The following is a 12,176-nucleotide window of genomic DNA, read 5'->3' on the forward strand; positions in this document are numbered from 1 at the left end:
ATTCAAGCAATCCAACGGCTAAAAAGAGAAGTAGAAAGAGCACGTCCTGCAACTTCTTCACGCAAAATGAGTTCTCCTGATTCGACCGTACCACCAAGATTTACAAATGCATCACGCATTAAAGCATGAAGTGCAAAGAAGGAAGCACGAATAGAATAAGCTGTAAGGACAACAGAGAGCGGTTTATCAGAGAGAAGTTTACGACAATTTGTGATCATGGCGGGTAAATGATCAAACAGTTGCCAAATTTCACCATGGGGTCCACGCCCATAAGCAGGGGGATCAAGAAGAATCATATCATAGCTTTTTTTACGACGCAGTTCACGCTCGACAAATTTCATAGCATCATCGCAAATCCAGCGAATAGAATGATCTGGTAATCCTGCTCTTTCTTGATTAGCTTTTGCCCACGCAATGGCTTTTTTAGAAGCATCAACATGGGTAACATTCGCACCCGCTCGTGCTCCAATCAAAGAGGCAATACCTGTATAGCCAAAAAGATTCAACAATTTTATAGGGCGTTCGGCTTTAACAATTTGTTCTTCCATAGAGCGCCAATGGGCATCTTGTTCAGGAAAAACCCCCACATGACGAAAGGAAGTAAAACGGCCTAGAAAAGACAATCCATTCCAAGCAAGAACCCATGTTTCATCAAGTGGCTTTTTAGGAAAATGCCAACGCCCAACCCCTTCTTCATCAAGGTTTCCTGTGAAAATAGCATCAACATCAGCCCATTGTTTTTGTGGTAAAGCGGGTTTCCATAGTGCTTGACCTTCTGGTCGAATAATGCGGTAAGCTCCATAACGTTCTAATTTTTGTCCATGACCAGAATCAATGAGAGCATAGTTTTCGCTTATACCCGTTTCTAAAATAAGGGGCAGCTTTTCCTGCGGATATCTATTGTTATGGGAGAATTGAAAGCATTGTGCAGGCATGTTTTGTATCACGGTATATGAGGTATAAAAATATATTATAAAGCTCTTAAATGTTTCGTAAAAGTGCAAAAAAGCTAAAGTCAATTAAAACAATGTATAAAAAAAAGAAAAAGAGCACTTTTAACTCTGTACTGAATATAGAATACAGAGAGAAAAGATTTCATTTAAATACCATTACACCAAATTTGTGATAGATGTTTTCAATTTTTCAATCTCGGCTTTACTTTTTTTGAGAGCTTTTTTGTATTTGTGATAGGAAAACCAACTGATCAGATTTCCTAATAAAATACCAAAACCAAAGAAAATAAAGAGCCATATAAAGAGGGGAGCATGATAAGTAAAACTTTCAGGATTTGCTCGAAAAGGATCAAGGGTTAACGGAACCATTTGACGATTAGCCACGATAAAAACAATCAAAACCGCTGCGAGAATCACACCGATACTTGTTAGAAGAATACGTTTAATTATCATAAGTTTCTCACTGATTAAGACGGTCGCGTAAATCCTTGCCAGTTTTAAAAAAAGGAATCCACTTTTCTTCAACAGAAACGGCTTCACCTGTTCGTGGGTTACGTCCATTACGGGCTGAACGGCTTTTTACAGAAAAAGCTCCAAATCCACGAAGTTCAACGCGATTGCCATTTGCAAGTGCTGTTGCAATTTCCTCAAAAATAGCGTTTACAATATTCTCCACATCCCGTTGAAAAAGATGCGGGTTATGACGAGCGATAATTTGTACAAGCTCTGATTTTACCACAATAGCCTCACTTTCACACAAAAAAATTTTGTAATTGTGCACTCCATGCATATTACAATATATAAACGGATAAAAGCAAAATAAAATCAAGAAAAAACAAATTGCAAGAAACAAAATTTGAAAATACCTTCTATAAAGGGTATACAGATTAAAAATGCGGAGGATTTAAGAGATCAGGAGAGTATGTCCGTACACAATCATTATAAAGCCTTTTCAACGCAATCATCTTTTGGAGATGTTTTAAAAAAAGCATCCCGTCATTCGCGTCGCATTAGCATATTAAAAATTTTTTTACCTCTCTTAGCGTTGATTTCAGCGCTGGTTTTTTGCTGGTTTACGTTTTTCTTGGTTCCCGTTACTTCTGATTCTATGCCTTTGAATAATGGAGAAAGTGGCGTGATGAATTTGACGATGCTCAATCCAAAATTAGAAGGGTATACGCGTGCTCATGAACCTTATTGGCTTAAAGCAGAAAAGGCATTTCAAGATCATACCCACGCTGGAATGATTGGGTTGCAAAACATTACAGCTAGAGCATTTATGGGCCAACAAAGACAGGTTTTTCTCGTCGCACAAGGGGGGGTTTACGATAACATTAATGGTTTTTTACAGTTGGATAAGCCATTCACGATTACGACGAATGATGGGATGATGGTACAATTTATGTCAGCTAGTATTAACTTATCCGAGGGACAGTTAAAAACAGATCAACGTGTTAATATTCAGCAAGCCGGTTTGAATCTTGCCGCAAACGCCTTACAAATTCGAGAAAAAGGAAAAAACATATATTTCCATGGTGGTGTGCATTTAGTGCTTCAAAAGCAATAACGCAATATCAATACAAATCTTTAAAGGATATTTATAAAGAGAAGTATGTGTATATACAAACAGAAGAATTGAAATAATGAAATCGTACAAAAGATGGATAGGTGTGATGTTAGCTTTTAGCATGGGAATGTTAGGAGAAGGAGCAGTTTTAGGATATGCTGAAGTGGCTCATTTTGGAATAAGTCTATCAAGCGATAAAGAACCGGTAGAACTTCATGCAGATTCTTTGGAAATACGTGATAAAGAAGGGATAGCGCTTTTTAAGGGTGATGTTTCAGTGGTACAAGGTAAACGTCTTTTAAAAACGGCAGAATTAGTTGTTTACTACGATAAAGCATATAAAGAAATTGATAAAAACAAGGAAGATACAAAGGCATCATCTGTTTCTTTATTTGGTTCGTCGAGTATACAAAAAATGGAAGCTTTAGGAAAAGTTTATATAAAAATTGCTACGCAAGTTGCTACGGGTGATAAAGGCGTTTTTGATGGAAAGTCAAAAATGATGAGTTTGACAGGGAATCATGTTGTGTTAACTGATGGTGACAATGTGGCAACGGGGTGCAAACTAACGGCAAATATGGAAAGCGGAAAGGCTTTTTTAGAAGGTTGTGAGACGCCTAAGAAAAAAGGTCGTGTTTCTATTATTTTAAAACAAAATCAAAAGAATGGTCATTAAGATTTCATGTTTGGAATCAAAAGAAAAAAACAGACCGATAGGTATAATCTTGAAAGTGAAGCTTCAAAAAATCCCTTAAAAGGGACCTTGATTGCCAGTAATTTGATTAAAGTTTATCGAGGAAGACGAACTGTTAATGGTGTTTCTTTTGGCATTCGTACGGGAGAAGCCGTTGGCATTTTAGGGCCCAATGGGGCAGGTAAAACAACTTGTTTTTATATGGTGACAGGGCTTATAAAATCTGATGGAGGATCCATTAAAATTGATGGATTTGATATTACGCATCTTCCGATGTATCGACGTGCGCGTTTAGGTATTGGATATCTTCCACAGGAAGCGTCTATTTTTCGTGGTCTTTCAGTAGAAAATAACATTAAAGCTGTTTTAGAGGTCGTTGAAAAAGATCGCCTTAAACAACGTGAAGAGTTAGATAGCCTTTTACATGAATTTAAAATTGATCATTTACGTAAAATGTCTGCACTTTCGTTATCTGGAGGTGAACGTCGGCGACTTGAAATTGCGCGCGCTTTAGCTTCTCGTCCCCATTTTATGTTACTTGATGAACCATTTGCAGGAATTGATCCTATCGCTATTTTCGATATTCAACAACTTATTCGTCATTTAACGAGGCGTGGCATTGGTGTTTTAATAACGGATCATAATGTGCGTGAGACATTAGGGCTTGTCGATCGCGCTTATATTATTCATACAGGGCGGGTGTTAGTTCACGGTTGTCCTAACGATATTATCAACAACGTTGATGTACGCAGAATTTATTTGGGAAATCAGTTTTCTCTTTGATTTTACAGCTTTCACGAGTTTCCATTTAAGTTTAACCAAACATTATTACTGAAAATTTCCTTATTTATGCCAAAACTTCTTTTATGACTATAACCTTAATGTTGTTATTGAGTGGTGAAAAAGGCTTCATCATTAGAGGTTAGTTTGTTGTTTTATAAGTTTAGCTTACTCATAATTGTATCATAGAAAAGATATCACTAGATTAACGTGATAATGAGTGATAAACGAAGCTCTCAATAAATGCGTGTGTTATTGAAAGGTAAGAGATATTTATCATATTTTTCTCTGTCGAATCAAAAAATATATCGATGATGCTGTTTTAGGTATTTTGATGGGAGCACCGGTTTATATATTGCGGTTATTCAATAGGAGTTGTCGTATTTTATTGGTTTATATCGCCTATTTGAAAATAGGAGCTTGGCTACAGATATCAGGCTAAATCTATAAATCTTTTAAAATAATCATTAAATTTCTAAAAATCTTTATATTCTTGTTATAAGTCGATGTTCAAGCTATACAGTAATTTTCAAAGTAAAGGTCCATTTTGCTCAGTATGCTTTTCATCTTAATTTAAGGGCTCATTGTTTAAAGAAAGAAAAACTCTGATGGCGGATTATACATCAACTCTTATGACAAGTTTAATAAGTTTATGAATAATGGCCTTTTCTAGAGTCGTAAGGAAATTAACTTTATGAACAACTTCATTTGTTTGGTTTCTCATGCCGTTAATGATGATCCGAATACTATTTATTATTGTTTTAGAAGTGATATGAGATGTATTGAGCCATCACCCATTATAAATTGAAAAGTAAAAACACATGCGATGTTGCGAAAAGTGAAAGAACATTAAGTATCTATAGCGTTTATAGGTTTATTGATGAGCATTTTAGCGTGTAAGAGGAAAATTAAAGTATGAATTTGAGTGAGTTAATAGCACCGGAAGCGATCATTCCGGCTCTTAAGGCTAATTCGAAAAAACAGGTTCTGCAAATTTTAGCCGAAAAAGCTTCCAAGCTAACAGGTCTTAGTGAGCATGTGATTTTTGATGTTGTTTTACAACGCGAGAAGCTTGGTTCAACGGGTTTGGGTGGAGGTATTGCGATTCCTCATGGAAAATTACCTGATATTAATCGGATCATTGGTATATTTGCACGTCTTGAAAGTCCTGTTGATTTTGAAGCTCTTGACGACGAACCTATAGATCTCGTTTTTCTCCTTTTAGCACCTGAAAATGCTGGTGCAGATCACTTAAAAGCTTTATCACAGATCGCACGTGTTTTGCGTCACACTGAAGTTGTACAAAAGTTGCGCAGTACGCATAATGCCAATGCGCTTTATGCTTTATTGATTCAAACTTCAGAATCAAATGCAGCTTAAAAGTTATTATGAGCGTATAAATTGCGAGGTATGCACTACAGAGCGTAGGAAATAATATAATTTGCATCTTAAGACTAATAATAAAAGGTTATGTCATGAGATTTAAGAAAATTACTTCTAATTGAACCTTCTTTTTAAAGAGCAACCAACAAAAACGAAGGGCTTTTCCTTTCTTGTTCTCGTATATTAAAGCATCTAATTATTATGTTCGTGGATTCTTTTATCCTGTTATACTGTAAAAACACTATCATTTGAGATATGGTGAGATAAATTCTGTAAGTCTTCTTAATATATTAAGTGCTTTTAGAGTGCGTGGTAAATATTTTTAAACAGGACTTGTCTGTAGAGCCTTTAGTTAAGTGAATCACATGAGTGGGAAGAAAAGAGGAGATCGCTCGACAAGAATCCAAACTTTTTCAGTCCAGATTGGATTAAGAATCTTCGTCCTTTGAAAGCGGGAAAGAAATCAACAGAAAAGTTTATTTGTGCATTGAATTTTTTTGTAAGTTGAGTTTGAGTGTTTAGGGATAATATTTTAATGCTCAAGAAGAAATAAGAGATATATTGTATCTTCAGTATAGCAAGATATTGATTTTAAATATAATTCACTATTTCGCATGTTGGATGAGAGATCCGAATATTGTAAAATTCTCTCATTCCAAACTTGTTTATGTTGAATCAATCAAAACCATTTCCTTGCACGTTGTAAACGGAATTAGCGTGTGGATAAAAACTGTACAAGAAAGGGGTAAAAATGCTTCCTATGAATCGTCTAAAGTATCGAGAGTTGTGCAAAACATTGGGAGCTGGAAAATAGTGTTATGGTGCCAGCTTTCTTCTTCACAAGTGGAGAGATCAACTATTTTATAGATATGATTTAGATGTCTGCTGTTGTATAGAGCTCATGCTAAAGAACAATTTTGTACGGTAAGAATGAAAATTATACCTTTAGGTTGGGTGAAAGAGTTTTTATGCATAGGAAGATTTATTTAAGTGTCTTTAATTGATTAAAATATTGTTTAAAAAACGGTAATGTTAGAACTGCTATAGAAAAAAGTTTTATATTTCTTTTTATAAATTACTTAGAAATAAGATAAGGAGACTTTCCCAAAGAATTCTTAAGAAGTTTTTTATAACAGAAAGAAAAATATCGTCTAATACATTAAAATAATACGATTAAGCTATTATAAGCTACTAAAATCATTTTAGAAATTAATAATTGGAGATGAAGTATATAGGGAAATAAGATCAAAAGAAACAAAATTGTATGTGATTATTGAGATAGAATCTAAATTCTTTATGTTTTATTATTAATATCTTGATAATATTTTATTATTTTTACAAGGTCTTTTGAAGATTGAGAAAAAGTGTTATCGGGACGATATTGAATACGAAATATGAATGCACTATAATGAGTAAAAGATGGAGTATTCTGCGAACATAAATGTATTGAATGCATAAAGTCGAGAAGTGATATTCGTAAGGCGATTAAGCTTTTTTGCGGGGAGTCCGGGGTGTATTTTCAAAATTTTGCATCAGATTGCTTGTGATATAAAGAGTATGGTTTATTTCTTAACAGAGTGATGGTATATTTTCATCTCGTTTTGAAGTTCTATAGCTTAAAGAAATCGTTTTTTATACAAAAACGAAATAAGTAGCGTAAAATGAAGATATTATTTTTTAATGTGGTTATTGAATAAGAAGTTTATGTTTTGGTAACGATTAAAAGGTCACAATGAAACGTAGAAATCTATTTTGATTAGTGTGAAAATATTTCGCTTATTGAAGGAATTAGGACAATAACACATGAATATCGAGGAGTTTTTGTTGAATTTTTCCAATGAAGAAAATCTTGTTAGAGACTAAAGAAGTGAGCTAAATGAAGATGTTTGAAAAGACTGTTATTGCTGCATCTGTAATGGTTCTTGTTACAGCGGGAGTGGCATATGCACAAACGCCAAGCCGTTTAAATCAATTTGAAGCGTGGGGAGCCTATTCTTATAAATCGCCCAAAAATACGATTTGCTATGTGTTATCGGTACCTTTGAAGGCTCTTCCAACGACAGTTAATCATGGTGATAACTTTTTCTTGGTTACCAAGCGTTCTCATTCACCTATTTCGTTTGAACCGCAGTTTATGGCTGGTTATACCCTTCAAGAAGGGTCGAGAGTGACAGTGACCATTGGAGGTAAGGACTTTGATTTTTTCACGAAAGATTCCTCAGCTTGGCTGGCGTCATCAGAGCTAGAAAAGCAGCTTGTTTCTGCTATGCGTGCTGGAAGCAATATGACAGTGCAAGCGATATCAAAACGAGGAACGCATACCACTTATACTTATTCCTTAAAAGGGGTCACTGCTGCATTAAATGCAGCTCAAAAGTGCCATTAAGGTTTCGATAACTCTAAAATAGTGATGTGAATTGGAAAGCAATGGCCATTTCTTATGACCTTAGACCAGTTGGTTCATGTTTTGCACGAAAAACAGATAATGTGGTCGTGAAGGAGAGTTCTAAGCTCTCTTTAATTGGTTTGTCGCAAGATGAAATGATGCAAGCTTTAAAGACAGTTGGTGTACCAGAGCATCAAACGCGTATGCGTGTGCGTCAGCTTTGGCATTGGCTTTATGTGCGTGGTGTTTCAAATTTTGATGAGATGCTGAATATTTCTAAAGCAATGCAAGAAACACTTAAGTGTCATTTCTCCATTGCGCGCCCAGAAATTGTTGGAGAACAAATATCAAAAGATGGTACGCGTAAATGGCTCTTACGTTTTCCTGCACGTGGAGCTGGAAGGCCTGTTGAAATTGAAACGGTTTATATCCCTGAAGAAGGACGTGGTACTTTATGTCTTTCATCGCAAGTAGGGTGTACGTTAACCTGCTCTTTTTGCCATACGGGAACGCAGACGCTTGTTCGTAATCTGACCGCAGAAGAAATTTTGGCACAATTATTGGTTGCACGTGATTGTTTGGGTGATTTTCCTGATAAGAATACCCCTGATGGAGCAATTGTTCCCATTGAAGGACGAAAAATTACCAATATTGTTATGATGGGAATGGGAGAACCTCTTTATAATTTTGAAGCTGTTAAAAAAGCTTTATTGATTGCCTCTGATGGCGATGGACTTTCTTTATCAAAACGTCGAATTACGCTTTCAACTAGTGGAGTTGTTCCTGGAATTATCCGAACTGGAGAAGAAATTGGTGTTATGTTAGCAATTTCACTCCACGCAGTACACGATACACTAAGGGATATGCTTGTTCCCATTAATAAAAAATATCCGCTTGCTTTACTAATGGAGGCTTGCCGTAATTATCCTGGTCTTTCCAATGCAAAACGAATCACATTTGAATATGTTATGCTGAAAGATATCAATGATAGTTTAGATGATGCTAAGCGATTGATTCAGTTATTGAAAGGGATTCCTGCTAAGATTAATTTAATCCCTTTTAATTCGTGGCCAGGGAGTAATTATCAATGTTCTGATTGGGAGCAAATCGAGCGTTTTGCTGATGTCGTTAATCAAGCGGGCTATGCTTCTCCTATTCGGATACCGCGTGGACGCGATATTTTAGCTGCATGTGGACAGCTTAAATCAGCTTCAGAGCGCTTACGTAAATCTGAACGTTTACGACTTGAAAATGCCATTGGTCATTAGGTAACGCAATTTTCAGCGATATCGAGGCCTATACTTTTTTGTTTGTAATTTAATATCCAAACTTCATGCGATGGCATATGTGAGACAGAGATTAAGATGGATAAGTGCTAGACGAACAGTTTCAGCGTTTATATGCTAAATGGGGTAAGAGATTGTCTATAGTCTGTTTACATAATCTCTGAAATAAGAAGGAAACCTAATTTAGAGGGAATATGAGGTCTTAAGGATTATAACTAATTTCTACCTTATTATCATACTCGTTAATTCGGTTTTATGTCTTTTAAAAGCATCTACGGTAATATCTTTTAAAAAGTGGAGATTGTGCACTGCCTCATGCTTTTGTTTATTATTTTCTTAAATAAGATCACGCATCACAAGCAAAACAGAGGATCTAAAATATAAATACCATTGAGTTATCCATTGATATGTTTTTTAAGTATCTCTTAGTACACTCTTCATATCACGATAATGCTTGTGAGGAGTATAACAAAAAGCTTCTGTGAATGTATTGTACTCCTACACCTTTATGTTTAATAAAGGTGTAAATTGGTACCACCATTCTATTTTTCAGCTCCCAATGTTGTAACAGCTTTTAGTACTTGAGATGGTTTATAAGAGGTGTTTTTATTCTTTTCTTAGATAGTTTTTATCCATACGAAAACTCCAGCTTCTCTTGTGATGTACAAAGGAAAGGTATTGTTTTATCCAAAACAAACAGGTTTGAAATGAAAAAATCTTATAATATTTGTTTTTTTTATTTAAATTAAAAGCGATACATTACACGTATAAATCAATGTTTTGTAACCACAAGGAGATGGAGGGCAAAGCTGGTAAAAGTACCAGCAATAAGCCAGTCGAGAAAGCGAATATAAAGAGGGTTCTTTTTGAGAGTTTTGGTAAGTTTATGCGCTGTAAAAACGATTGCAATTGTAATGGGGAAAGAAATAGGAATATAAGAGAGTCCTAAAAAGAGCAATTTTTGTGTTGCCATAGGATCATTCGCATTGATAAATTGTGGTAAGAATGTCGCGTTAAAGAGTATAACTTTAGGATTGAGAAGATTAATTCCAATACCAGCAAGATAGTTACGTTTAGCGCTTTGAGATTTAGAAGATGTCTGTTCAAAGGAAAAAGTGGGGTTTCTCCGTAAAGCTTGAAAGGAAAACCATAAAAGATAAAAGGCGCCAACAATTTTCAGAAGAACAAAAGTATGTGGTGCAGCAAAAATAAGCGCTGATAAGCCAAGTGCTACAGCGGTAACCTGAATGGCAAACCCTGTTGCACTACCCAAGGCGCACATAATTCCAGCTTTTTTGCTTTGTGTAATGGTTCGTCCTACAGAAAGCATCATATCTGGTCCTGGAATAAGTGCTAAAATCAACGATGCTAAAGCAAATTGTACAACAATAGACCACTCCGGTAGAAATGACACGTAAATCTCCTTTTATTTTTAAGCAGTGTTCACTATTTATACTTTGAGGCACCTTTATTTACGCTTTTTGCGTCTTTTTAATGTTGCTTAAAAAGAATTTATTTTTATATTTCTTGCATCGTTTTGATTTTTGGGTAGAAATAAAAAAGTAGCTCATATAGAACGTTAAAATGAAAAAGTGGCAAAATATTAGAAAAGTTGTTTTGGCTTATTCAGGTGGATTGGATACGTCAATTATTCTTAAATGGTTGCAAAGTGCGCTAGGTGTTGAAGTTGTAACTTTTACAGCAGATTTGGGGCAGGGGGAAGAGCTAGAACTTGCTCGTCGTAAAGCTGAAATGCTAGGTGTTAAAGAGATCTACATTGAAGATTTGCGCGAAGAATTTGTGCGTGATTTTGTGTTTCCGATGTTTCGAGCCAATACCGTTTATGAGGGGACTTATCTTTTAGGAACATCAATTGCACGTCCACTTATTTCAAAACGCCTTATTGAAATTGCTGAGGAAACAGGGGCAGATGCCATTGCTCATGGAGCAACAGGAAAAGGCAATGATCAGGTACGCTTTGAGCTTTCCGCTTATGCGCTTAATCCTGATATAAAGATTATTGCTCCATGGCGTGATTGGGATTTTAAGAGTCGGACAGATCTCTTTGAATTTGCTCGTATTCATCAAATTCCTGTAGAAAAGGATAAGCAAGGTGAAGCGCCTTTTTCAGTGGATGCAAATTTATTGCATTCTTCATCAGAAGGAAAGATTTTAGAAGATCCAGCACTTCCTGCTCCTGAATATGTCCATATGCGTACTCTTTCGCCGGAAGATGCTCCAGATCAAGCAACCAGAATTACTCTTGGCTTTAAAAAAGGCGATGCTGTTTCAATCAATGGAAAAAATTTATCACCTGCAACTTTACTTGCAGAGTTAAATCATTATGGGCGCGATAATGGTATTGGTCGGTTAGATTTGGTAGAAAATCGCTTTGTGGGTATGAAATCACGGGGTATTTATGAAACACCAGGTGGAACCATTCTTTTGACGGCTCACAGAGCTATAGAATCTTTAACGTTAGATCGTGGCGCAGCTCATTTAAAAGATGAATTGATGCCACGTTATGCAGAACTCATTTATTATGGATTTTGGTTTTCGCCGGAACGTAAGATGTTGCAGGCAGCTATTGATTTATCTCAAGAACATGTTGAAGGTGAAGTCACGTTAAAGCTTTATAAGGGGAATGTAATTATTGAAGGGCGCCAAAGTAAAAAATCACTTTATTCCAGTGAGTTAGTAACTTTCGAGGATGATCAAGGTGTTTATGATCAAAGAGATGCAACTGGTTTTATTAAATTAAATGCTCTACGTTTGCGTACATTAGCAATGCGTCATCAAGGTGATAAAGAAAAGAAATAGAAAATTACGGTGACAAGTGTAATATGGATTAGTGCTTTTGTATGAAATGCCTAGTTTAAGCATTTTTCTGTTGGTTTTTACCGTTCTTTCGTTCAATACTAGAAGCTTATCTTCTGCGCTAATAAATATAATAAGCAAAACCCATGATAATAATAGCAATGAAGGCTTCGATAATCAAAACAGGTCAATTTTGCTTTATAATATTGAATGTTTTTGATTTTTATCAGAACAAAATATATTTATAACGAGGGCGGTTTTTGTATAGTGACTTAAGAGTATAAAGAAATTTTCATCTTTTTGCTTGCTA

At 35.6% G+C, this 12,176-nt stretch carries 11 protein-coding genes; 7 read left to right on the forward strand and 4 right to left on the reverse strand.

Annotation, left to right across the window (positions count from 1 at the left end):
* Positions 1-2: 2 nt before the first annotated feature.
* The 3 genes from ACFIMK_RS05515 to ihfB all read right to left on the reverse strand — a co-directional run bounded on the left by ACFIMK_RS05515 (position 3) and on the right by ihfB (position 1,692).
* Positions 3-935: a class I SAM-dependent methyltransferase gene (locus ACFIMK_RS05515; protein WP_375611350.1), complete on the reverse strand. Its 933-nt coding sequence runs from the start codon at positions 933-935 to the stop codon at positions 3-5.
* Positions 936-1,109: 174 nt separating this feature from the next.
* Positions 1,110-1,406, reverse strand: coding sequence for a lipopolysaccharide assembly protein LapA domain-containing protein (locus ACFIMK_RS05520; RefSeq protein ID WP_273790185.1), 297 nt, complete (start codon positions 1,404-1,406; stop codon positions 1,110-1,112).
* 7 nt (positions 1,407-1,413) lie between these two features.
* Positions 1,414-1,692, reverse strand: coding sequence for an integration host factor subunit beta (gene ihfB / locus ACFIMK_RS05525; RefSeq protein WP_273790186.1), 279 nt, complete (start codon positions 1,690-1,692; stop codon positions 1,414-1,416).
* Between the two features lie 183 nt (positions 1,693-1,875).
* Here ihfB and lptC point away from each other — a divergent pair, with 183 nt between their 5' ends.
* From lptC to rlmN, 6 genes are all read left to right on the forward strand, one after another.
* Positions 1,876-2,520: an LPS export ABC transporter periplasmic protein LptC gene (lptC, locus tag ACFIMK_RS05530; protein WP_375611351.1), complete on the forward strand. Its 645-nt coding sequence runs from the start codon at positions 1,876-1,878 to the stop codon at positions 2,518-2,520.
* 76 nt (positions 2,521-2,596) lie between these two features.
* Positions 2,597-3,196: an LptA/OstA family protein gene (locus tag ACFIMK_RS05535; RefSeq protein ID WP_375611352.1), complete on the forward strand. Its 600-nt coding sequence runs from the start codon at positions 2,597-2,599 to the stop codon at positions 3,194-3,196.
* 6 nt (positions 3,197-3,202) lie between these two features.
* Positions 3,203-3,997 carry an LPS export ABC transporter ATP-binding protein gene (lptB, locus tag ACFIMK_RS05540; protein ID WP_012754448.1) on the forward strand — a complete coding sequence of 265 codons (795 nt, stop codon included), beginning with the start codon at positions 3,203-3,205 and terminating at the stop codon, positions 3,995-3,997.
* A gap of 912 nt (positions 3,998-4,909) precedes the next feature.
* Positions 4,910-5,374, forward strand: coding sequence for a PTS IIA-like nitrogen regulatory protein PtsN (ptsN, locus tag ACFIMK_RS05545; protein ID WP_375638147.1), 465 nt, complete (start codon positions 4,910-4,912; stop codon positions 5,372-5,374).
* Positions 5,375-7,259: 1,885 nt separating this feature from the next.
* Positions 7,260-7,763 (forward strand): invasion associated locus B family protein, encoded by a 504-nt coding sequence (locus ACFIMK_RS05550; RefSeq protein WP_375611465.1) that lies wholly within the window; start codon positions 7,260-7,262, stop codon positions 7,761-7,763.
* A gap of 41 nt (positions 7,764-7,804) precedes the next feature.
* A complete protein-coding gene (gene rlmN / locus ACFIMK_RS05555) occupies positions 7,805-9,031 on the forward strand; it encodes a 23S rRNA (adenine(2503)-C(2))-methyltransferase RlmN (RefSeq protein WP_375682866.1) in 1,227 nt (408 codons plus the stop codon).
* 790 nt (positions 9,032-9,821) lie between these two features.
* Here rlmN and ACFIMK_RS05560 read toward each other — a convergent pair.
* Positions 9,822-10,463, reverse strand: a complete 642-nt coding sequence (locus ACFIMK_RS05560; protein ID WP_375612781.1) for a LysE family translocator — start codon at positions 10,461-10,463, stop codon at positions 9,822-9,824.
* A 170-nt stretch (positions 10,464-10,633) separates the two neighbouring features.
* Between ACFIMK_RS05560 and ACFIMK_RS05565 the strand changes: the two genes are divergently transcribed.
* Positions 10,634-11,869 carry an argininosuccinate synthase gene (locus tag ACFIMK_RS05565; RefSeq protein WP_375612782.1) on the forward strand — a complete coding sequence of 412 codons (1,236 nt, stop codon included), beginning with the start codon at positions 10,634-10,636 and terminating at the stop codon, positions 11,867-11,869.
* The last annotated feature ends 307 nt before the right edge of the window (positions 11,870-12,176 follow it).

Origin of the sequence: Bartonella sp. AP280QHHD (genome assembly GCF_042196125.1) — a bacterium.
Taxonomy (GTDB): Bacteria; Pseudomonadota; Alphaproteobacteria; order Rhizobiales; family Rhizobiaceae; genus Bartonella.

What these genes read in the sequence shown, in the direction of transcription:
- ACFIMK_RS05515 (WP_375611350.1), bottom strand. Translation starts at nt 935, where the DNA reads ATGCCTGCACAATGCTTTCAATTCTCCCATAACAATAGATATCCGCAG.
- ACFIMK_RS05520 (WP_273790185.1), bottom strand. Translation starts at nt 1,406, where the DNA reads ATGATAATTAAACGTATTCTTCTAACAAGTATCGGTGTGATTCTCGCA.
- lptC (WP_375611351.1), top strand. Translation starts at nt 1,876, where the DNA reads ATGTCCGTACACAATCATTATAAAGCCTTTTCAACGCAATCATCTTTT.
- ACFIMK_RS05535 (WP_375611352.1), top strand. Translation starts at nt 2,597, where the DNA reads ATGAAATCGTACAAAAGATGGATAGGTGTGATGTTAGCTTTTAGCATG.
- lptB (WP_012754448.1), top strand. Translation starts at nt 3,203, where the DNA reads ATGTTTGGAATCAAAAGAAAAAAACAGACCGATAGGTATAATCTTGAA.
- ptsN (WP_375638147.1), top strand. Translation starts at nt 4,910, where the DNA reads ATGAATTTGAGTGAGTTAATAGCACCGGAAGCGATCATTCCGGCTCTT.
- ACFIMK_RS05550 (WP_375611465.1), top strand. Translation starts at nt 7,260, where the DNA reads ATGTTTGAAAAGACTGTTATTGCTGCATCTGTAATGGTTCTTGTTACA.
- rlmN (WP_375682866.1), top strand. Translation starts at nt 7,805, where the DNA reads ATGGCCATTTCTTATGACCTTAGACCAGTTGGTTCATGTTTTGCACGA.
- ACFIMK_RS05565 (WP_375612782.1), top strand. Translation starts at nt 10,634, where the DNA reads ATGAAAAAGTGGCAAAATATTAGAAAAGTTGTTTTGGCTTATTCAGGT.